This window comes from Nocardia sp. XZ_19_231 (assembly GCF_015355705.1).
Lineage (GTDB): Bacteria > Actinomycetota > Actinomycetes > Mycobacteriales > Mycobacteriaceae > Nocardia > Nocardia salmonicida.
In genome coordinates this window covers 132,889-154,371 of sequence record NZ_JACUZI010000006.1, presented here as the reverse complement: position 1 = coordinate 154,371, position 21,483 = coordinate 132,889, and the positions used below count along the sequence as shown (strand labels likewise).

Below are 21,483 nucleotides of genomic sequence, written 5' to 3'. Positions count from 1 at the left end.
CATGTTCATGACATCCGACAACAACAGCGGCCACGCCAACGGAGGCCCGTCCACCGAGGACGAGATCACCCGCGACACCGGCCGTGCGATGGGCCAGATCATGGCCGCGGCGCGGGCTTTCATCGCTTCTCGCCGAGGCCGTCCGGGCAAGACGAAGATGCCGAAGCTGTCGCGTAAGGAGCGTCGAGAGCTCGTCGAGACCCTGCGCACGCAGGTCGGTGAGCAGCGCATGGCGCAGGCGTGGAGCACCAAGCGCGTCAACGACTACCACGCCGAAGTCCTCGCCGAGCAGCACCGCCGACTGTCGCCCGGCTACACCCTTGACCAGGCTGAGGTCGATCATGAGCGGTTGGCGCGGATCCGGTACTCGATCGAGTCCGCCACGCACGCTTCGCCGTTGTCGATCGAGCAGCGTGGGCAGGTCTCGCAGGCGCTGTCACAGGTTCAGACACATCCCTCCCGCCCGTTGGGTGAGGTGTTCAAGCCGATGGACGCCGATCAGGCGCGCAACGCCAGGGCCGCAGCGGTGCGGTCCGAAACCTGGGTTCACGGGCGCCGCGAGGCCAACGAACGCGCGTTGGCCGCCCAGCGCAACCGCGAGCAGGCCCGGCTCAATGCCCGCCCCCCGTTGACGTGGGAGGACATGAACCCCGAACAGCAGGACGCGGTCCAGCAGCTGCGTGGTGCGGAACTGGAGTTGCGTCGAGTCGGCACCACCGATCCGGTGAAGACTGCCGGTCTCGACCGCGAGATGCGTGCGGCTGCCCGCGAGGTCAGAGCAGCTGGTCTGCCGCTGCGGCAGGTCGCCCACGAACGCCACAACGTCATCGCGAACTCCAAGTACGAGGTCGCCGTGTACGCCGGATGGGAGTCGTCGGTGAGTTACCACCCGAGCGAGACCGCAGCGCTTGTCCACGCGGACTCCGCAGTGGCACGGGTACCTGACACGACCGAGTCGATGAGCGTGCACGTCGCCCCGCGGTACGGCCAAGATCCGGGCGGCAATGTCCGGTCGGTTCACGGTGACCACATGTTCGCTTCGCAGGCTGTCTCCTGGTGGCGCGGTGAGCACGAGAACGCGATGGAGTCGGGCACGGCGCGAGCCGGTCATCGCACCGCGATCTCGATTGCCGGAACCGACCCGGTCACCGGCCGCGAAGTGCGCAGGGAGAACGTCATCGTGCGCACCGATGAACTGGGCGCACTTCAATACGCGGACCGCACGTTCGAATGTGCCGAGTGGCGTGTTGGCGAGAGGGTCGAGCTCGATATCGACGATGCAGAGGTCGACTGGGAATACCCCGGCAGCACCAGCCTGTACCGGATGAGCGGATCACCCGCGAGCGTCCAGAACCAGGCGCTCTACGAGCAGGTGGGCGTGCAGCACCAGGCGGCCCAGGAAGCCCGCACGGCTGCGGCACGGGTGGCTGCCGACCGCGACAGCTTGCGGCATCGCCACAGCCTCTCGATCGAGCACAACGGTGAGCTGACCGACCGCAACGCTGAGTTGACCAGGCAGCTTTCGGCGCTGACCGCCGAGCGGGACCAGGTCGTGGCCGAGCGGGACAAGTTCCGTGGCGAGCGCGACGAGGCAGTGCAGAAGGTGGCATCGATGACGCCGGCGAAAGAGCGGTACGGCAGCGCAGAGCGCCAGGCCGATGCGGCCGGACGCAGCGCACTGGCCGACCACGCCCCGGGCAACGCCGTCATGGCCGCGGTCGCGCGTACCGCCGAGCGCGAAGAGGCGCAGCGGTGAACACCGAGGACCTCGAAGAGTCGCTGATCGGCTTCTACGCGGTGCGCGTTCCGGATGAGTCAGAGGTGTTGTGGCGGGCCGACTTTCACCGTGCGTGGGCGTTGTACTCGTTGGCGAACGAGGTGAGCGAGCCCGGTCGTACCGCTGAGCTGCGCGACCAGGCGCGCACGCTACAGGACCGGTGGGAGGCCGACCCGGCTGTCCGACGCCAGTGGTTCGAGCTGACCGAGATCCGCGAGGCCTGGATCTACGAGCCCGAGGACATGCAGCGCAAGGCCGACCAGTACTTGATGCCCAACGGGCGAAAGCCCGCTGCGATGTCAGATCAGTTGTGGCACAGCCACTTACAGGCTCGCGCGATGACCGGCTACGGCCCGTGGCTGGCGCCGGAAGCAGCGAGCACCACCACGGTGGTCGAGGTCGCCAGCGACGTGGACGATCCGTTCATCAATCGCTACGCCGACCGAATCGACGACGAGGCGGAGGTGTTGTGGCGGGCCGACTTCGCCCGCGCGATCGACCACTACGACCGCGGCTTCGACGAGGACGCGAGCTTGCTGCCGCAGGCCCATGCGATCGAGGCCCAGTGGATCACCGATCCGGCGGTCGGGCCGCAGTGGCGCGAGCTCACCGAGATTCACGACGCCTGGATTCAGGCGCCGGAAGCGATGAAGCGGGCGCACGAGGTGTTCATGCCGGGCGGATTGCGGCCGCCCGGCATGAGCGACACCCGGTGGTCATCGCACATGCAAGCACGAGAGATGACCGGCCACGGCGCCTGGCCCGGCCACGAACCCACCCATTCGACAGACGTTTCCGAAAGGCACGAACCAATGACTGACACTACCGGCCACGACCAGGCCGACGAGTTCACCACCGAATCCGACACCGAGCAACTCATGCGCCACGACTTCACCCAGTGGGCCGCGGTCGGCTACCACCGCGACCCCGACGACTACGACCCCGCCGACAGCCTCGACGAGGCCGAGTGGTCGCAGACCTGGGTCAACCACGGCGAAGACCGATGGCTCGACGAGTGGACGACCCTCCAGGACGCCTACTACAACTATCGGGACGACCCTGCCGTCGCCGACGCGAAACGAGCCCAGCTGGGCGACACCCTCAGCTCCATGCAGGCACGGAGCTGGGACCAGGCCCGAGACCTGGCCGTCAACGGCATCGGCCGTGACCGGTCGGGTCTGCTCACCTCGCACTACGTCACCCGAATCGACGACTACGAGCGGGCAGATGAGATCCGTGCCGAGCAGCGCTCACTCGCCGATGCGCAGCACGACCAGACGGCCGTCGATCGGGATGGTTGGCCGCTTGATGGTTGGCCGGTGTCGCTGTCTCCCGGGATGGAGGCCGCCCGCGACGACGAGACCCTGCCCCAGACAACGCGGGACCGGATCGAGGGGTGGCGGTGGACACCCAAGCACTACCGCGACCGCGGTGCCAGCGAATCCGAGGCCGTGATGCGCGCGGACTTCGGGTGGCGAGCGCAGATGCGCCACGACGCCCAGGTGCTGGCAAATTTCGACGAGCAGCGGCCACTGCTGGACCGCTGCGACGAGATCGACCGCCGATGGACCACTGATCCGGAGCACCACGAGAACTGGTGGGAACTCAAAGAGTCGCTGCGCAATTGGCGCCAGGCCCCCGACGACATGGCCGCCGACGCCAACGAAGACCGGACACCGATCCAGGCCCGCAGCTATGACCAGGCCCGTCAGATCTTCGAGGGCCAATGGCGCGGTGTCGCACTGACCAACGACCAGGTCCGCTACACACCGGCCAACCCGGTGCCATCTTTCGGCGCCAGTGTCGCCGCGCGAACCAGCGCCCTGGCGGGCTACACCAGCCACGGCAACGCGCTGGCCGCCGCGGTGGAGCGCCAGGACGAGCGGGCAGGGGCAGACCGGTGAGCGCCGCGGCCGTCGAGCAGACGATGCCCGCCACCGCGACCGCCGAACCGGGCACAGCGGTGACGTTGGCGAAGGTGATCCGGTTGCCGCGCCGTCCAGAGCAGCCGCCCGAGATCACGCAGGGCCGCAGCGTCGCAGAGCTGGAAGCGCTACTGAGCGCAGCCGAACACCGATGCGCCGATCTGGAAGACCGTAACCGCGAGCTTGCCAGCGACCTGGACAACGCACTGGACCAACTGGCCGGACACGCCCTGCACTCGGAGCAGGAACGGCTCGTACACACCCCGATGTGGAGCCCATGGGCCGCGTCGATGAATCAGGAAGGACACCAACGATGAACGCGTCTACTGCTGTACACGCCGTCAAACGCCCGTCTACCGCCGGGATCGACTGGGCCGAAGGCACCGCGCTGGCGATGACTGTCGTGATCGCGCTGGGCGCGTTCGCCTGGTCCTTCGCGGCACTGTCGGATCTGGCCGTCATGGCCGGAATCGACGCCCGTCTAGCGTGGGTCGGCCCGATTTTCGTCGACGGGGCCATTGTCCAGTCGGCTGTAGCGCTGGTTTCGCTGCAGCGCCGCGCCCAACAGGGCATCGCGATCCCGACAGGGACCAAGGTGTTCTTCTGGGCCCAGCTGTTCGCCGCCGAGCTGGTCTCCGTGGTCGGAAATGGCCTCCACGCTGCGGAATCAGGCGGGCGGTTGCTGCCCGCTGCCGTCGCCGCCGGGGTCGCCGGTGCCGCTCCGCTGGCCGGTCTGGCCGCCACGCACGGCCTGACCGCGCTGATCGAGGTCCCGCGCGCACCAGAACCCCCGAAGGCCGCCGCATTCTTCGGCCCGCCTCGACTGGACAGCGATCCGGCACCGGTAGACGCGGAGTGGACAGCACTGGACACCGACCGGACAGCACTGGACAGCAAGGCGACACCGGTTGCCACAGCACCGGACACCGAGCTGGCACCAGAGCCGGTGATCGACCGCGACACCGAGATCCTGCGCCGCCGCGCAGCCGGTGAATCCACACGCACCATCGGCGCCGCGGTCGGTCTGTCGCATTCCCGCGTTGCGCAGATCATCGCCACCGCCGAGGTCGACGACGACAACGGGGAGGTACTGAGCCTGGTTCGCTGACCGATCGCTGCGGGGCAGGCGACCAGCCTGCCCCGCGTTCCCTCCCGCTTCACAACCCGCACAGCACACGAACCGAAGGACAGAAATCATGACGAACGCACTGACCGACCTGGACCAGATCAACGCCGAGCTGATGACCGGCAGCGCCCGCAACCCGTTCGGCCGCGAGGTCAAGCCCGGCGACGGAGTCAGCGGCGAAATCATCGCCGTCATCCGGCGCCACCGCCACAACAGCCAGGGCCGGCCGCTGTACTGGGTCAACCGTCGGCCGACGGTCGCACAGTCCGGCGACCCGGTGATCGATTCGCAGCTCATCATCGAGACCGACGCTCACGACGACGACCAGGACGACGGCTTGCGCGCGGTCACGATGGACCGCGACGTCCAGCGCGCGATCCGGACCGGTCTGCGCCGAGCCCGCGCCAACGGCGTCGCGATCGGCGGCCGCATCGACGGCTTGCTGTTCGTCGGCCCCGCCGAGGGCGGCAACGGCCGCGTCTACGACCTGGGCGGCTACACCGCGCCCGCATAGATCGGCACACAGCACCACCAGGAGCCCCTGGCCCGTGATCGGGTCGGGGGCTTCGTCGTGTTCCAGCTCGGTCGGCTTGGGAGGTACTGCCGCACGAGCTTCGCTCGCTTGCCTCGAAGGATCTATCTGCCGCGGCTCGGTCGGTCGGCTGTATCCCCAACTGTTCCCTTGGCCCTTCCTCCGAAGGCAAAACGAGTGCAGGCGGTGGGTTGCTCAAGGGTGGCCGCAGGCCATCGCCGTAGGCGACGCGACGAAGGAGCGCCCTTGAACTGCCCGCCGTCGGCACTCACGCTGGAATGCCGAGGAAGGGCGAGCTTCTCGTGGTTTCGGCTGATCGGAAGTCGATCTTGGTGGAGGTCGGTGGCGCGAATGCTGCGCGACTTTCTAGCGAATCAAGCATACAAACGGGTGCGGGTTTTTCGCGTGTCAACCACCACCTCACCCATCCTGTGAGCTGGGCTTAAGGGCGGGATTTCTGCTCACTCCCCACCCCCACCCAGTTCGACATCTGATCACCCACTTCGTGTCCAATCAGATGTCGAACTGGGTGGGGGTGGGGAGCAATCAGAAATCAAAAGAGTGTGTAGGGATGGGTGAGGTGGTGGTTGAGAGAAAAGAGGTGGTTGGGTTGGGTGGGCATCGGAGGGTTAGCGAGTGGGTTGCGCTGGGAGTCGGTGACGGTGGTCTAGTCGGATTGGTGTGGCTGCGGTCTAGTGCCGCGGCTGTTGTAGTTGGTGTGGGTGCGTAGCGCGTGTGCCGGTAGAAGCGTGGAGACGCGGTTCACGTGCCGGGTTGGTATGGCCGGTTCGCGGTGCGATCAGGAGCAGGTACCGCGGCCGAGCCGCGAGGGTCCTTCGCGAGGGCGCGGTGTTTGTCTCTCGCAGCGTGGCCTGCTTGATGGCATCACAACGACAACGGGCGTCAAGGCGCCTGCGGCGCCGGCTGCTCCAATGGCTGCGCAACTCTGACGCGCGCCCGTGGCGATGGAGTATCCATCAGGCACATCTGAAGGGGACGGACACCACACAGACCGGGCGTCGCTACAGATCGAGATCGTGGCAGAGCCGCGGAGGGACATCCGCTCGCCGCGGCCGCCCAAAAGGACGCAGGCCAGCGCTGATCGGCTGGTGTAACGCCGCGACGCCCGGTCGAGTGGCCCTTGATTCTGCGCTCTAGATATAAATTGCGATCGGCAGCACTGTGACGGATGATCCCTCAACGGTTGCGGCAAATGCGGTGTCGAACAGCGGTGCGTCGCCCGAAGTTTCTCTGATGAGGCCTTTATTCGATTCGGCAAGCTGATTTCCTGATTCCGCAAGCTGTTGGAACAGGAGATCTAGGTAGTCGACATCAATCCTATTGAGGAGCTTATTGCGCTCCAGAATGGGGACATCTTCGGCTACTTCTGAAACCACCTTTGCTAGTACAGTAAAAGTGCCGTCCAAAATACGATCGGGGTCTTTGGTAATGAAATGCTCAGCTTCGCAAACCGTCACAACGGTGAGTTCTTTCAAAAGACCATAGAATTCCTTGGTGTGCTCTCCGCGGAAGTCTGCGCGGAGGGCGGTCGTGACGGCCTCTGTGAACTCGGAACTGTCGTGCGCTTCGATCTCGCTGATCTTGCGCCGTCGCCCGAGTTCTTCTAGAGTCGCATACTCGCCAAGTTCGTTTAGCTCTTTAAGTCCTCTTTTTCTTACGATATAGCGTACAACTGCCGAGGTGAGCTGCGGGGTTGCAATATCGAGAATTGCGTTTACTTCATTCGCTCGAAATGGTGCCGTGAATTCCACAATCTCACCCACCCGCAATGACTTAGCATCGCTGAGCGACGTGAGTGTCCGAATTGCCTCTCTGTCCCGTAATTCATTTCGCACAGAGTCGAGATAGAAACTCTGCGAGTAGAAGAATTTCTTTCGATCCGCCAGCGATTTTTCGTCGGCCGTTGATTGGCCTCTCATATGCAGCGCGCCATCGACGGGCGGCGCCGAAAATTGGTTTTGAGAAGTTCTTCCTTCGCTGGTTGAAGAATTTTCAGAGCTGGCCATGTGTGTGCTGGATTCGGCGCTCTCCAGCAGCCCGGTCTTGTGGAGCTCTTGGAGCATTCCGGACACAAAATCGGAGTTTTGGTACACGACGACTGTGGGTGCTGGTGCTGATTCCTGTGGTTCCACTTGCCCCTGCTTTCTTCATGTCAGATCTGTCTTATACTGGTCAATCCATGGCTGAGGCTTAGATGATCCGGTCTGGATATATTGCGATGCCAGCTTCCTTCAATTCTTTTGCTAAGGCGACATGCCAACCCCCGGAATCATCCAGCCTAATAGTAACTATTCCGGCAATGTCGGAGGGAAGCTCCACCCCAGTTTCGTAAAGAAGCGCTACTCGGCTGCGTGAAATCGAGCCAACGAAGAACCCCAGCTCAAAAATGACGTTTTGTCTGGCTCGGGTTTTATGATCCCCGGTTTCGGTTTTCGCTTTCCCTTCATCGTCTGCTGTGGCAAGAGCGACTGCATAGGCAGCCTGAGAAGCATGCTTCTCAAATTTCTCAATAATGGTCTGCCCGCTGGAGACCTGCTCATTCAAAATAACGGGCTCATTGCCCGTAATTTTTTGAATGAATCTTGCCACCTCTTGTTTGAACCCATTGTGATGGCCATGAATAATAAATATCTTGCCGCCTACGTCTTTTGTGGTTCCCGAGTTTTCCGGAACTCCTCCTGTCAGCTTCACCTCGGTTCGGACCGCCTCCAGTATGTGAAGTACTTTGAGAATTCCGCTCTCACGTGCAGCGGCATCCGCAGTTGATTGTCCTTCTGTTCCAACTGTGAATGCTCGAGGCGTAAATTTTACTTCTTGTAGCTCGCGATATTGAGGATGTGCATCGCCGACTGCCAGACGGATGGCGACCTCGACTTGTAGGCGCCACGCGCCCAGGTCCAATTCGTCATGACTGCTCGCGGCGTCGATTTGCTTCTGAAGGAGTTCGAGCCTCTGCTCTTTGGTCACCGGAAGAGCGTACCGGTGACCAGGGTGACCGTTGCCCGTCGGAACTGGGCTCTGCGATGAATCGGCCGAACCCTCGCGGCTCGTCGGTAGGTCGTGCTATGTCATAGCGCATGCCTGAACAGATCGAAGCGAGCTCTACCCCCGATCCTGCGAGCATCGTGTGGGAACGACTGGAGGATCAGAGGCAGTGGTACGCGAAGCGTAGTAGGTACGCGCGTCGCTTATATCTCCTGGTTAAGCTGGCTCAAATCGCAGTTGGCGCGGCGGTGCCGGTGCTGGCAGCTCTTGAGGCTCCGGCGTCCGTCACAGCGATCCTCGCCGCAACAGTCGTGTTCGGTGAGGGGGCGCAGCAACTCTTCCAATGGCAAGTCAACTGGCTTACATATCGGACCACTGCCGAGGAGCTCAAGCGGGAGGGTTTGCTGTACCTGGCAGAGGCGGATCCGTATACCTCGGCAGGCCGTCACAGAATCCTCGCAGCACGAATCGCCTCGATCACTGCGCAGGAGAATCGAGTGTGGGCTGCCCAATCGCAGACGACCCACGTGACAGCTCCCCCCGAAGCCGACGGACAAGGTGTAGCGGGTGACATCGAATCCCGCGAGAAGTGAACTGAAGAGTCGGCCAGATCTACCTGCCCTCGCTGCTCAGGACAGCAGCAAATTGGCAAATTCCGTGCAACACCCCGCCGCGCCGCGATCGGGAGCCGGTACCGCGACCTGCAGGTCGCGCGGTCCTTCGCGGGGGCCGTGGTTTCTGTCCCTCTCGGTGTTGGCCTTGATCCGAGGGCTATCGCAACGACAGCGAGCGTCAAGGGCGCCTGCGGCGTCGGCAAGCCGATGGCCTGCGGCCACCCTTGACACCCGCCGCCGTGGCGATCGAGCAGCCGTCAGGCCACACCGAGAGGGACAGAAATCACACAGTCCAGAGCCATCGCTACGGATCGAGATCGCGGCAAAGCCGCGGAAGGACATTCCGCTCGCCGCGGGGGCAGGCCGCCCAAAAGGGTCCTGGATGTATCGGTGACCATCGGGTCGTCTTCCGCAACATTGCAGCGCCTGTTTGGCTACCAGTGAGCGACTATCTGACGGGCGGGCGCTGGTCAGTCCGAATTTATCGCGAAATCGGCTGCTAATTCGCGGCGCAACTCCCGCACCTCCCTTTGCCAGAACATGCTGGTACGCATATGGATTGACCTGTACTGCTCTCGCCTTGCCCCGGCTAACCGGCGTGCTCGCAGTCGGAGTGCATCGGCGGGCTGTAGATCGTCGCGTTGCACGCAAGACACCATCCGAACGCACGGCATCACGCTGACGAGGGATCGACCTGCCCCGAGGCGATGTCCATTCGGGCAGAACCGGGGAGCCGGTTCCGTCCAACACCCGTTGCGCAGGTAGGGCCGAATCGATTCGCACATACGTTCGATTATCCATGTCAGCGCGCGTGCGTCGTGATGGGTTGCCTGTTGTGGCTGACCACCGTATCTGTCACTTGGTCAGGACATCTGTCACCGAGAACGCCCGGTATCCGGCAATGCAGTGGTTCCTCGGAGCCGTCGTAGTCGGCGCATCGACCTGCGACGTCAGAATCCGAGCAGGATGCGCTTGCTCCTTGCGGCCGAATCGAGGGGTAGCAACTGCGGTTCGTCGAGGATCTTCTTGAAGCAGTTGATCGCGTATCGGATGGCCTCGTTGGCGTGTGCAGGCACGTTTGCAGCCTTGAACGCCTTGGTCTCAAGTTCATGTCCGACAGCACCGTGGACAAGCTTGCTTCGATGGCCGTAAAGCTCGGAAAGCTTTCGGTGCAACATCTTTCGTGCTTCGATGTCGGATGGTTCGAGTAGCAGCGCCATCGCTCCAGTAACTCGGAACGATGTTTCGCTGTCCGCGCCGAACATGGTTTCCCAAACGATGACCGCGTCGATGAACTTGTCGAAAGGGTCCGAGCGTTCAGTCGCCGCCTGCAGCAATCGTCGGCGACCCACCTTGAGTGAGTCTGGCAGACGATCCAGTTTCCCCACCCACGCTGCGATCTCCGTAGCGGTGGCGGTGTCAACACACGGCGGTGGAGTCGTATGGACCACGTTAGGTTCCGGATCTGGCTGATGTGTACCAGACCCTCTTCCGATGATCGGGTTGAACTGCTGGGTGAACCGCCACACAGGCTCGAGCACGGCCTGCTGGTCGGGGGAGGCGAGAATCATCGCGAATCGGATGCGTCGGATCCTCTCCTTGACTTCGTCGCCATGAGCGATGAGCTCTGGTAGGAACGGCTTGCGTTGTTCATTGTCCGCGATGAACCGACTGAGGATGTCGGTATTGTTTCTGGCAGGCGGGGACAACCGGGCACGGGTGTACCGGACTGGCAGTTCAATTTCGAGGACTATGTCGGGCTTGGCTGCGAAGGTGTTTAATCGGCGGTCCAGCACTGTCGGTCGGCGGAGGAGGCCTCCAACGACTTCGATCGGCGGGACGTCGTCGGCGAGCGTAAAGCCGCCCAGCCCAATCGCGGTCTTTACCGCGACGGATTCGCCAGCGGCGAGTCGGCGAGCTTGGGCAAGTCCGATATTGATGGCGTCCGAAACTTGGATAAGGACGCGGTCATCGAGGTCGTTCTCAAGGATGACGCTGGAGATGATGCCGCTCCCGATGTCGTGCAGGTACAGGCTGCCACCACCGCCAGTTGACCAATCAACTGTCATCTGATCGGAGTGGCTGACGGTGTCACGCCCTCGCCTATCGGCAGGGTCAGTCGCCGCCCACGCTGCTATGAGCAGTCGGTGGAGCGGTTCAGTGTCATCGCGCAAGTGTGTCCTAACCGCCTGCGTCAACGGGTGCTGGTCTGCGCCGCTCCATGAATACAGTGTCCGACCACTGCCAACAAGGCGGGCAGGGAATGTGTCGATTGCGATGGTCTGAAGACAGCTTTTCAGCGACGTTGCATCGCCGACATCGGGTCGGAGGCCTCCCGCGTGGAGGTGATAGTTCGTTGCGACTGAGGTCTTCAAGGACTCGTCGTAGGTGCAGAAAGCTTCGATCAGTGCGGACTCCGAAACTGTCTTCCACCTGATCGGACCCCATTCCGGGCCGATCTGCTCGGTGTTTTCCACCGCCTTTGTCCAGATCTTGTCCAGCACTTCGGTTCTGGGCCCGTCAAGGATCCGGTCTGTCCTCAGATCGGACGGACTCATCGCGAGCATGAAGGCTAAAAGGTCGTCACCGACCAGCCGACCCAGCTCGAACATGCTTTCCTGGAGGTGCTCAAGCAAGTTGTCGCCAGCTCCAGCCGAATCTGAGATCGTCACAAGACACCATCTTGCACGGTAACGCGATCGGATCTGTCACGAGCTCCGGGCCGTTGCGTTATAGGCGCGCTGCTGGGGTTGGCTGCTAGGCAAGTACACGGCGGCGGTGATTGACTGTCCGCGGTACGGAACAACGGCTATTGGGACGCCGCCTGCTGGGATCGAGCACCAACAGATTGTGGGAAAATGCTCCGCCACCAGCAGTGTCTTCCCAGGTCAGCACAGCGCTGAAGGTGATTGGTCTCATAATCCGCTGGTCGTGGGTTCGAGCCCCACCCGCCCCACTTCCCCCCTGAACTGCGGTTTATCCCTATCTGTCGGCTATGTGCCACCCCCGAGCGGCGCACTATCTCCGACGGCAGCAACGGCCATCCTCGAGGCTTTCGGCGGCTATTTGGAGGTCGTGCGAGATTCCGTAATCGGGGGAGAGGCGTTGAGCATCTCGAGTACGTCGGACGTCGGGCGTACGTCACCGTACGAGCGGTAGATCGTGTGGAGGGTTGCGTTGTGCTCGTGGTCATTCCGTGCGGCATTGGCGTCGGCGACCATGATCGTTCGGAAGCCGAGGGTCGAGGCATCGCGGGCTGAGGACTCGCTGCACACATTGGTGACGGTGCCTGCGATCAAGACCGTGTCGATCGCGCGTTGCTCGAGCAGTCCCGGCAACGAACACCGGCCGGGAAAGAACGCGCTGAACGCGGATTTCTCGACGAACAGGTCACCCGCGCCGACGGTCATATCAGGCCAGAGGCGGTCGGGCAGCGGTCCGGAACCTCCTGAGCTGCTATAGCTTTCGGCGACTTGTGGGCCGAAGAACTCGATCGCGGCATCGGTGGGTTTCTCGACGCTGGGCACAACCCAGGCAACCGTCCCGCCGACCGCTCGCAAAGCATCTGCGATCCGGTTGATGTTGGGCACGATCCCACGGCAATAGGGATTGGCTCCGACATGAAAGGGCACCATGTCGATTACCACCAGAGCGGTACGCGCCGCAGTGAGAACCGGGTAGGCGTGCCTGCGTCCGCGCCGTGCCTCATGCCGGGCGTACTCACCGGCACCGATCTTCCAATCGTGCAGTCCAACCAAGTTTTCACCCACAACCCATGGTGCCGTAGACATGGTCTAGTCGGCGCTGCGACTTCTGGGATCAGAACAGGATCAGCGCGGCGCACAGGCCGGCAAGGGCGATGAACTGCAGGGCGACTCGGTACTTCAGAATGCTGTCCCACTTGTCCTGCAGCGCACGGGCATCGGCCGGAATGATGCCGCTCAGGGCGGCGGCGGTCTGCTGGGTATTGATCGGCTTGGCGATGCGGACGTAGAAGGCGAGCCAGGTGAGCAGTGCTGCCACCGTGATGCCTGCCGCGACAGCGGCGCCGATCTGGCCGGCCAGCAGTGCGATCAGCAGGGTGAGCACCGCGGCGACCACGCCGCCCGCCCCGACGATCGGCATGCGCTTGTCGCCGTAGTAGTGACCCCATCCCGCGCTGACGGTCACGGTCGCGTCATCGAGCTTGCGGTAGACAGACCGCATGATTACGGCCCCACAGACATCGGTGCCGTAGACAACGGCATTCGCGAGAACGGCGACGACGGCGATGATCTGGCCGGTGACAATGAGCATTTCGAGTTCCCTTTCCAAAATCTAGCAACGCTAGAAGCTGGAGCAACGTTAGCACCCGCTTCGCTAGCCTGTCTAGCGTTGCTAGATTTTGGAGCGCTGCCGTGCCGGGGTTCGCATCTCGGGCCTACTTCGCGCCCAGTCCCGCGATGAGGAGGGCGACCATTCGGCGCGGGTTGTAGCGGGGAGTGTTGCCGCCGATGCAGAGGTTGCCGACGGCGCGGAGTAGCTCGTAGGGGTCGATGTCGGGGTGGATTTCACCTGCGGTGGTGGCGGCGGTGAGTAAGGCATCGCAGGTGGAGACCAGGCGATCGAGGAAGTAGGTGTGGAGGGTTTCGAAGGTGGCCGCGTCGGATTGCAGTGCTTCTGCCAGGCCGTGTTTGGTGGTGAGGAAGTCGGCGAAGAGGGTTATCCATTCGCCGAGTGCGGCGTGGGGGGAGCTGTGGGCGGCAAGGAGGGCGGGGCCGGCTTCGGCGCACGCTTCGACTTGATGGCGGTAGACGGCGACGATGAGGTCGGCGCGGGTGGGGAAGTGGCGGTAGATGGTGCCGACGCCGACGCCGGCTCGGGAGGCGATCTCGCGAACGGGGACGTCTACGCCGGAGGCGACGAAGGCGGCCGCGGCGGCGCCGAGTAGCGCTTGCTGGTTGCGCCGGGCGTCCGCGCGTTTGCGCGGCGCCTCGGTCGGGTTGTCGACCACGGTCGCGAAGCCTCCCTCTTGGCAAACGGAACAGCGTTCCGTATGTTGATTAGCGGAACATTGTTCCGCTTGGTCGAGGATGCCAGAACCGGCGAGCCGAACCAAGCTCATCTGGGAGGAACCGCCATGCAATACCGCACTCTGGGCCGTACCGGCGTTCAGGTCAGCACGCTCGTGCTCGGCGCGATGAACTTCGGCAAGCTGGGAAAGTCCACACAGGACGAGGTCACCGCCATGATCGACGTCGCCATCGACGGCGGCATCAATCTCATCGATACCGCCGACATGTACGGCCAGGGCGAATCGGAGGAACTGGTCGGCAAGGCAATCGCAGGCCGTCGCGACGACATCGTGCTGGCCACGAAGGCGAGCATGCCGATGGGCGAGGAGCGCAACCATCGCGGCGGTTCCCGCCGCTGGTTGACCACCGCGCTCGACAACAGCCTGCGCCGACTCGATGTCGACCACGTCGACCTCTATCAAATCCACCGCTGGGACCCCGAAACCAGCGACGAAGAAACTCTCGCGGCACTGACCGATCTGCAGCGCGCAGGCAAGATCCGCTACTTCGGATCCTCGACGTTTCCCGCCTACCGCATCGTGCAGGCACAGTGGGCCGCCACAGAGCGCCACCTGAGCCGATACGTCGCCGAACAGCCCAGCTACTCGATCCTCCAGCGCGGCATCGAAACTCACGTCCTACCGGTCACCGAGGAATACGGCCTCGGCGTGCTCGCCTGGAGCCCACTGGCATCGGGTTGGCTCTCGGGCGCGATCCGCGCGGACCGCGAAATAACTACCAGCCGTTCGACATTCATGCCAGACCGCTACGACACCACCACCCCGACCAACCGCGCCAAGATGACCGCCGTCGAACAACTCGCCACGGTGGCCGACCAGGCGGGCCTGACCCTGATCCAACTCGCCCTAGGTTTCGTCACCGCCCATCCGGCCGTCACCAGCGCCATCATCGGCCCACGCACCATGGACCACTTGCACTCCCAACTAGCCGCCGCCGACACCGTATTGCCCCCCGACCTCCTCGACGCCATCGATGCAATAGTTGCCCCCGGCACCGACCTCGCCCCCCACGAAAAGCACGACACCCCACCATCTCTGCTCAGCCCATCCCTGCGCCGCCGCTGAGGCAAGAAGCTCGCGGGCTCCCTCGACGTTCGAAATGGGTAGGGATCTATTCAAGCCGTCGGTGTGGTTCGAATTGGCTCCTGAACTGTTGGGTCCACCGCCATTTCTCACCACTGAGCCGACAGGCTTCGCACCCCCGGCGCCCGCCACGATGACGCGGTTCGGGTATGAGCTGCCCCTGTGGCCGGACTATGTCTTCATCTACCTCGCGTCGCGAGACGTCCTTCTCGCGTTTGACGGCGGATTCGTGCGATCGGCTGATTCTCCGCGCGCGACGCTGAACGGCATCGAGGACCTTCGTCCATGGACCTGTGTGTCTACGACGAGGTCGTCGAGCGCTTCGGGCCACCGGTGGAGGAAGGCGATTCCTGGCCGCCGTTCACGGAGTACAAGTTTCAGATCGGCGGTTCCGGCGGAGAGCTCGAGGAATACTGGTTGACCTTCTCCTGGAAGCTACTCCAGTCGGTCAAACGAGCCTGAGGATGACGATCGGGATCGTGCGGTTGCCTGCGTGGCGTTGGTAGAACTCGTAGCTCGGGAAGAATTCGATGAACTTCGGCCACAAGAGGTTTCGTTCCTCGTCGGTTGCCACGCGGGCTCGGACGGGGTGGGATCGGGCGCCGATTCGGATGGTGGTGTCCGGGTTGGCTTTCAGGTTGTGGAACCAGGCCGGGTGGGTTGGCTGACCGGCTTTGGATGCGGCGATGGCGATGAGGTCGCCGTCGGCGTGGTACATCAAAGGTGATGTTCGGTGGGTGCCGGACTTGGCGCCGACGTGGTCGAGGAGCAGGATTCGGGCATCGGGCCAGGCGGGCAGGTGGCCGCCCACTCGGCCGTTGGTCCGGCGGTACAGGGCCACATGGAGTTTCGTCGATCGGCGGCCCAGGAAGATCCCGCGCTTGTTCAGGAACTGAGAGCTCGACTCCACCAGTCGTGCCATCAGTGACCTCTTGGTTTCACGCCTGGGATCAGCATTGTTCGGATCGCTCATGGCCCCTCCGATCTCGTTCTACTACGTTCAATAGTAGCCCTGCACGGGGTGGTCGCTGGTGGGACCGATGACGTATGTCATGACCGACCCATGCGAATCCCATCGCACATCGGTGACTGCGCTTACTACTGGTGACACCCCGCGTCGACCACCGTAGAAGGCATGGGAAACACAGACGTCATCACCGCACGCGGGCTGCGCCGAACGTACGGTCGCGGCGACGACGCATTCGAAGCCGTCAAGGGTGTCGACCTCGAGGTGCACGAGGGGGAGGTGTTCGCGCTGCTCGGGACGAACGGTGCGGGCAAGACCTCGACGCTGGACATGCTGGAAGGGCTCGTCGCCCCCTCGGCGGGCGAGGTCGAAGTCTTCGGCCTCGACCCCCTCCGACACCGCGACCAGGTTCGCCCGAGAGTCGGCATCATGTTGCAGTCCGGTGGGCTGCCCGCCGAGCTGACCGTCGCCGAGACGCTGGAGATGTGGCGGGGGACGTGCACCGATCCGACTACCGCCGAGGCGGTGCTGGCGCAGGTCGGCCTGACCGATCGGTCAGGCGTGCGGGTCGGCTCGCTGTCGGGTGGTGAGCAACGCCGCGTCGATCTGGCGTGCGCCCTGCTCGGGCAGCCGCGCTTGCTGTTCCTGGACGAACCGACCACCGGCCTCGATCCGGAAAGTCGGCGTGGGACCTGGCAATTGCTCGCCGACCTCAAAGCGTCGGGGGTGACGATGGTTCTCACCACGCACTATCTGGACGAGGCCGAAGCACTCGCCGATCAGATCGCGATCATGCACAAGGGCGCGATCGCCCGCAGGGGCACGCTGCGCGACCTCGTCGACGACCACCCGGCGCGAATCGCCTTCGACCACCCGGGACTGCCCGTGCCGCAGTTCCGCGGCGCCCGCGTGGACGCGCACGCGCGAGTCACGATCAGCACCAACGATTTACAGGGCCACCTGTTCGAGCTGCTCGGCTGGGCACGCGAAGCAGGCGTGCGGTTGACCGGGCTCGAAGCGCGGGCCGCGTCGCTGGAATCGGTCTTCCTCGATATCGCCGAGTCCACCACTCCCACCTTGATCGGAGCACGATGACTACCACCTTGCCCGCCAATGGATTCCGCCGCCGACCGCTCACCGCTCTCGCCAAGGCCGAGTGGCTGCAGTTCCGGCGCAACAAGACTCTCGTCTACATGGCGACGGTGTTCCCGATCGGCATTCCGGTGGCAACCTTCTTCATCGCCCGCAAAGATGCCGAGCCGACAGCGGCGATGGCGGCAGTGACCTTCGAACTGCTCGCGCTGCTCGCCTTGCTGTTCGTCCAGTACTACTCGGTACTGTCGATGGTGACCACTCGCCGCAGCGAAGGGGTACTGAAACGGTTGCGCACCGGTGAGGCCACCGACTGGCAGATCCAGCTCGCTCCGGCGATACCCGGTGCGATCATGACGGTCGCGTGCACGGCTGTTGTCACCGCCGTGGTCTACGGAACCGGCACACCCGCGCCGGTCAACCCCCTGGCGATCGTGGTCGCGCTCGTCAGCGGAACGGTGCTGTTCTCGCTGCTCGCTCTGGCGACCAGCGCGTACACCAAGAACGCGGAGGCGGCGCAGATCACCTCGCTGCCGGTGATGATCATCGCGATGCTCGGCATGTCCTCCATCCGTGGTGTGCTGCCCGACCGGCTGGCACAGCTGGCCGACTTCACCCCGTTCGCCGCCGTCTCCGACCTCATCTCTCTCGGCGCGGCGGGCAAGGTGTCGGCGGTCGCCGAATCCGACGCCGCGCTGAGCTTCGTGGACACCGTCACCGAAGCCGGCCGACCGTTTGCGACACTGGCGCTATGGACCGTGCTGGCGCTCGCGCTGACCCGCAAGAGCTTCCGCTGGGACGATCGCGGGTGATGCGCGCGACCGCCTGGTGGCACGAGTTGTCGGGGGCGGCCAAGTTCCGGCTCTACAGCCGGGCCTCGTTCCAGGCGGTGATCGCCGTGCTGGTCGTGGTGCTGGCGGTCAAGGCCGAGTCGGTGCCGTCGGTGCTCGGGATCGTCGTCGGTGGCATCGCGGCCGCTGTCGCACTGGAGGCGCAACCCGATTTCGCCACCGTCCCCGGTGTGGTGACGCGACCACGGATGTTGCCGATGGCCATCGCGGTCCTGGCCGCGCTGTGGGCGATCAGTGGCGTGGTCGCCCGAGTGACGAGCGACGAGTCGACTGTCGTCAGCGCGCGCATGGTGGGCGTGTCCGCGGTGGTCATGGCGATCTTCTCCGTCATCCCGTTCACGCGCCACAAGTGGTGGATTCTGATCGGTCTCAGTGTGGCCACCCCGCTGCTGGTCTTCGGAACGCCGCTGCGCGCAGGCCTTCAGGGGGTCGCGACGCTTCTGATCACCGGGATATGCGCGATCGTGTTGACCCGGCTCACGGTGTGGGGCCTGGGAATCATCGACGAGTTGGAGCGAACCAAAGGTGTCGAGGCGCAACTCCAGGTCGCCGAGGAACGGCTACGTTTCTCTCGGGACCTGCACGATGTCGTCGGCCGCGGTTTCTCCGCCATCGCGGTGAAAAGCGAACTGGCGGTAGCTCTGTCGCGAGCGGGCGACAGCGATCGGGCGACCGCGGAGATGGAAGAGGTCAGAACGCTGGCGGTCGAGTCGATGGGACAGATGCGCACCCTGGTGCGCGGCTACCGCAATATCGACCTGCGTGGCGAGGTGGCCGGGGCGCGGTCACTGCTGTCGGCGGCGGGATGCGAACTCGTCGTCGAGGGAGATGCGGCCAAGGTGCCCGCGGCATTCCACGAAGTCGCGGCCTGGGTGGTCCGTGAAGGCACGACCAATATCGTCGAACACTCGGCGGCGACGACCGCGACGCTCACGCTCGGCGGGTCGGGCATGTCGCTGCGCAACGATCGTCCGCAGGGCGCGATCGGTGAACGGTCCGGGCTGCGCGGCCTCGGCGAACGACTCGCCGCCGTCGGCGCGACCCTCGACATCGCCACATCCAGCGACGAGTTCACCCTCGAAATCCATTGGGAGAATCAGTGATTCCCGTATTTCTCGCCGACGACGAAACCCTCATCCGCGCCGCGATGGCGACGATGCTCGGCCTCGAGCCCGATCTCGAGGTCGTCGCCCACGTCGGCTCCGGTGCGGAACTCGTCGCGGCATGGCGTCGCAGGGCCGAGGAAGGTGAGCCCGCCGCGGTCGCCGTCATCGATCTGCAGATGCCCGGGATCGATGGCATCGACACCGCCGTCGAATTGCTGCGGATCACCCCTGGCGCAGGCACTTTGATCGTCACCAGCCACGGCAGGCCCGGCTATCTCAAGCGCGCCCTTTCCGCGGGTGTGCGCGGGTTCCTGCCCAAGACGACCTCGGCGGCGACGCTGGCCGAGGTGATCCGGTCGGTGCACAACGGTGGTCGATACGTCGATCCCGAACTCGCGGCCGAGGCCATCAGCGCGGGGGACACCGTCCTCACCGCCCGTGAGGCCGACGTCCTCGAATTCGCCGCCGACGGCGCGTCCGTGGAGGACATCGCCAAACGCGCGCATCTCTCCCCGGGCACCACCCGCAACTACCTGTCCTCGGCGATGACCAAGCTCGGCGTGTCCAATCGCTACGAAGCAGCACTCAAAGCTCGTGAGAAGGGTTGGATCTAGCGCGTTTTCGCTAGGGTGTGGGCCATACGGCCGAGCACGGTGTGAGATGAGGAGCGACAGTGGCTGCTGCGCTGATGAAGGGGCAGAACGCCGGACTGGCGCCGGGCGAGGTGGTGCTGTCGGTTCGGGGCGGGGTCGCGGCCGATCTCTCGGCGCTGTTGGTGACCGAGGCGGGAAAAGTTCGCTCGGATGCCGACTTCGTCTTCTTCAATCAGCCACAGGCGCCGGGTGTTCGGCTCAACGGTGCGGGGCTCGAGATCTCACTCGGCGCGGTGCCGGGCGAGATCGCGCAGATTCGCGCGGTGATCACTGTTGCGGCGCAGGGCGATACGTTCGGAACTGCCGCGTCGCCGGTGGCATCGGTCGCTGATCGTGCGGGGAATGTATTGCACGAGTACGTGATCGACGGGCTCGATCGCGAGTCGGTGGTGATCGCGCTCGAGCTGTATCGCCGGGGCGAACAATGGAAGGTCCGCGCTGTCGGGCAGGGCTATGCGGGCGGGTTCGCCGACCTGGTCACCGATCACGGGGTGAGCGTCGACGACGAGCCGGAAGTCGTCGCGGCGCCCGAGGTTCGGACCGTGCCGGGGGAGGCGGCGCTGTCGTTCGACAAGCGGCAGACGCTGGACATGCGCAAGCGTGAAGTCGCGAAGGTGCTGATCGACAAGAGCGCTTTCGGCGCCAGAGCGCGGGTGGTGCTGGTGATCGACAAGACCGGCAGCATGCAGAAGATGTATCGCGGCGGCACCGTGCATCGGGTCGTCGAACGGATGATTCCGGTTGCCACCCAACTCGATGACGACGGCACGCTCGAGGCCTACCTCTACGCACTGACCTACGCGAAGCTGCCCGATATCACCGTCGCGGACGGGGAGCGGTGGGCACAGACCTACCTCCACCTCACCGGCACGCACGAGGGCATCGACTACGACGCCATGGGCGGTCGCAACGACGAACTTCCGATCATGCGCGCGATCATCGAAACCCTGACCGAGCCCACCCTGGTGCTGTTCTTCACCGACGGCGGCTTCGCGAAGAAACGCGAGATCGCCGCACTGATGCGCGAGGCCGCCCACCTGCCCGCCTTCTGGCAGTTCATCGGCCTCGGCAAAGCCAACTTCGGCGTTCTGCGCACCCTCGACGAACTCGACGGCCGCATCGTCGACAACGCGGGCTTCTTCGCCCTCGACGATATCGACCAGGTCGACGACGCCGAGCTCTACCGACGGCTGCTCGGCGAATTCCCGGACTGGCTGCGCGCCGCCCGGACCGCGGGGATCATCAGCTGACGGGTAGCCCGTCGGCTGCTCGGTCGATCACCTCGTCGAGAACGCCGCGCGACCGCAGCAGGTCGGCGATCGCGCGATCGATCCGGTCGCGTTCGACGCGCAGCTCCTCGACCAGTTCCGGGGTGGCGCGTTCGTTCGCCCGGCCGTCCGCGTCCCGCATGCACGGCAGAATCAGCGCGATCTTCTTGCTCGACAGGCCCGCCGCGTACAACTCCTGAATGTGGATGACGCGGTCGACGGCCGTGTCCGGGTAGTCGCGATGCCCGCCCGGCGTGCGACCGGATACCAGCAGGCCCTGCTCCTCGTAGTAGTGCAGCGACCGCTCGCTCACCCCGGTCCGCTTCGCGAGCTCTCCGATTCGCATGCGCCACCTGGTCTTTCCCGCTCGGACTTGAATCTCACATGGGTGTCAGGATTTACGGTACCT

21 protein-coding genes are annotated in these 21,483 nt (G+C 64.2%); 13 read left to right on the top strand and 8 right to left on the bottom strand.

Going from position 1 to position 21,483, the window contains the following annotated elements:
• Window position 1: 1 nt before the first annotated feature.
• The 5 genes from IBJ82_RS25860 (at window position 2) to IBJ82_RS25840 (ending at window position 5,342) form a co-directional block, all read left to right on the top strand.
• Entirely contained in the window at window positions 2-1,756 is a 1,755-nt protein-coding gene (locus tag IBJ82_RS25860; RefSeq protein ID WP_194828588.1) for a hypothetical protein, read from the top strand.
• A complete protein-coding gene (locus IBJ82_RS25855; protein WP_194828587.1) occupies window positions 1,753-3,681 on the top strand; it encodes a hypothetical protein in 1,929 nt (642 codons plus the stop codon). The genes IBJ82_RS25860 and IBJ82_RS25855 overlap by 4 nt, the downstream gene beginning before the upstream one ends.
• Complete coding sequence (locus IBJ82_RS25850; protein WP_194828586.1) at window positions 3,678-4,019, top strand: hypothetical protein; 342 nt, start codon at window positions 3,678-3,680, stop codon at window positions 4,017-4,019. Before IBJ82_RS25855 ends, IBJ82_RS25850 begins: the two co-directional genes overlap by 4 nt.
• A complete protein-coding gene (locus IBJ82_RS25845; RefSeq protein WP_194828585.1) occupies window positions 4,016-4,810 on the top strand; it encodes a DUF2637 domain-containing protein in 795 nt (264 codons plus the stop codon). The genes IBJ82_RS25850 and IBJ82_RS25845 overlap by 4 nt, the downstream gene beginning before the upstream one ends.
• Window positions 4,811-4,898: 88 nt before the next feature.
• On the top strand, window positions 4,899-5,342 hold the full coding sequence (locus IBJ82_RS25840) for a hypothetical protein (protein WP_194828584.1): 444 nt from the start codon (window positions 4,899-4,901) through the stop codon (window positions 5,340-5,342).
• Between the two features lie 1,172 nt (window positions 5,343-6,514).
• Here the strand turns inward: IBJ82_RS25840 and IBJ82_RS25835 are convergent.
• On the bottom strand, window positions 6,515-7,513 hold the full coding sequence (locus IBJ82_RS25835; protein WP_194828583.1) for a hypothetical protein: 999 nt from the start codon (window positions 7,511-7,513) through the stop codon (window positions 6,515-6,517).
• A gap of 58 nt (window positions 7,514-7,571) precedes the next feature.
• A complete protein-coding gene (locus IBJ82_RS25830; RefSeq protein ID WP_194828582.1) occupies window positions 7,572-8,348 on the bottom strand; it encodes a nucleotide-binding protein in 777 nt (258 codons plus the stop codon).
• A gap of 110 nt (window positions 8,349-8,458) precedes the next feature.
• On the opposite strand from IBJ82_RS25830, the gene IBJ82_RS25825 reads away from it, so the two are divergent.
• A complete protein-coding gene (locus IBJ82_RS25825; RefSeq protein ID WP_194828581.1) occupies window positions 8,459-8,959 on the top strand; it encodes a DUF4231 domain-containing protein in 501 nt (166 codons plus the stop codon).
• A 971-nt stretch (window positions 8,960-9,930) separates the two neighbouring features.
• Here the strand turns inward: IBJ82_RS25825 and IBJ82_RS35480 are convergent.
• The 4 genes from IBJ82_RS35480 to IBJ82_RS35210 all read right to left on the bottom strand — a co-directional run bounded on the left by IBJ82_RS35480 (window position 9,931) and on the right by IBJ82_RS35210 (window position 13,973).
• On the bottom strand, window positions 9,931-11,652 hold the full coding sequence (locus IBJ82_RS35480) for a HEPN domain-containing protein (protein WP_194828580.1): 1,722 nt from the start codon (window positions 11,650-11,652) through the stop codon (window positions 9,931-9,933).
• 390 nt (window positions 11,653-12,042) lie between these two features.
• Window positions 12,043-12,738 carry an isochorismatase family cysteine hydrolase gene (locus tag IBJ82_RS25815; RefSeq protein WP_228537681.1) on the bottom strand — a complete coding sequence of 232 codons (696 nt, stop codon included), beginning with the start codon at window positions 12,736-12,738 and terminating at the stop codon, window positions 12,043-12,045.
• A gap of 61 nt (window positions 12,739-12,799) precedes the next feature.
• Window positions 12,800-13,276 (bottom strand): hypothetical protein, encoded by a 477-nt coding sequence (locus IBJ82_RS25810; protein ID WP_056821242.1) that lies wholly within the window; start codon window positions 13,274-13,276, stop codon window positions 12,800-12,802.
• 124 nt (window positions 13,277-13,400) lie between these two features.
• Window positions 13,401-13,973, bottom strand: coding sequence for a TetR/AcrR family transcriptional regulator (locus tag IBJ82_RS35210; protein ID WP_370585481.1), 573 nt, complete (start codon window positions 13,971-13,973; stop codon window positions 13,401-13,403).
• 126 nt (window positions 13,974-14,099) lie between these two features.
• Between IBJ82_RS35210 and IBJ82_RS25800 the strand changes: the two genes are divergently transcribed.
• Window positions 14,100-15,119, top strand: coding sequence for an aldo/keto reductase (locus tag IBJ82_RS25800; protein ID WP_194828577.1), 1,020 nt, complete (start codon window positions 14,100-14,102; stop codon window positions 15,117-15,119).
• A 303-nt stretch (window positions 15,120-15,422) separates the two neighbouring features.
• Window positions 15,423-15,599, top strand: a complete 177-nt coding sequence (locus IBJ82_RS25795) for a hypothetical protein (protein ID WP_194828576.1) — start codon at window positions 15,423-15,425, stop codon at window positions 15,597-15,599.
• On the opposite strand, the gene IBJ82_RS25790 is transcribed toward IBJ82_RS25795, so the two are convergent.
• On the bottom strand, window positions 15,586-16,059 hold the full coding sequence (locus IBJ82_RS25790; protein WP_228537680.1) for a nitroreductase family deazaflavin-dependent oxidoreductase: 474 nt from the start codon (window positions 16,057-16,059) through the stop codon (window positions 15,586-15,588). The two genes, IBJ82_RS25795 and IBJ82_RS25790, sit on opposite strands and share 14 nt — an antisense overlap.
• Window positions 16,060-16,272: 213 nt before the next feature.
• Between IBJ82_RS25790 and IBJ82_RS25785 the strand changes: the two genes are divergently transcribed.
• Genes IBJ82_RS25785 through IBJ82_RS25765 form a run of 5 tightly spaced genes read left to right on the top strand, consistent with a single transcriptional unit; the run spans window position 16,273 to window position 21,056 of the window.
• Window positions 16,273-17,199, top strand: a complete 927-nt coding sequence (locus IBJ82_RS25785; RefSeq protein WP_194828575.1) for an ABC transporter ATP-binding protein — start codon at window positions 16,273-16,275, stop codon at window positions 17,197-17,199.
• Window positions 17,196-18,008 carry an ABC transporter permease gene (locus IBJ82_RS25780; RefSeq protein ID WP_194828574.1) on the top strand — a complete coding sequence of 271 codons (813 nt, stop codon included), beginning with the start codon at window positions 17,196-17,198 and terminating at the stop codon, window positions 18,006-18,008. The genes IBJ82_RS25785 and IBJ82_RS25780 overlap by 4 nt, the downstream gene beginning before the upstream one ends.
• On the top strand, window positions 18,008-19,150 hold the full coding sequence (locus IBJ82_RS25775) for a sensor histidine kinase (RefSeq protein WP_228537679.1): 1,143 nt from the start codon (window positions 18,008-18,010) through the stop codon (window positions 19,148-19,150). The genes IBJ82_RS25780 and IBJ82_RS25775 overlap by 1 nt, the downstream gene beginning before the upstream one ends.
• Window positions 19,147-19,767 carry a response regulator transcription factor gene (locus IBJ82_RS25770; RefSeq protein ID WP_082844040.1) on the top strand — a complete coding sequence of 207 codons (621 nt, stop codon included), beginning with the start codon at window positions 19,147-19,149 and terminating at the stop codon, window positions 19,765-19,767. The genes IBJ82_RS25775 and IBJ82_RS25770 overlap by 4 nt, the downstream gene beginning before the upstream one ends.
• 59 nt (window positions 19,768-19,826) lie before the next feature.
• On the top strand, window positions 19,827-21,056 hold the full coding sequence (locus IBJ82_RS25765) for a VWA domain-containing protein (RefSeq protein WP_370585480.1): 1,230 nt from the start codon (window positions 19,827-19,829) through the stop codon (window positions 21,054-21,056).
• Here IBJ82_RS25765 and IBJ82_RS25760 read toward each other — a convergent pair.
• Window positions 21,049-21,420 (bottom strand): MerR family transcriptional regulator, encoded by a 372-nt coding sequence (locus IBJ82_RS25760; protein WP_194828572.1) that lies wholly within the window; start codon window positions 21,418-21,420, stop codon window positions 21,049-21,051. The genes IBJ82_RS25765 and IBJ82_RS25760 overlap by 8 nt on opposite strands.
• Window positions 21,421-21,483 lie beyond the last annotated feature (63 nt).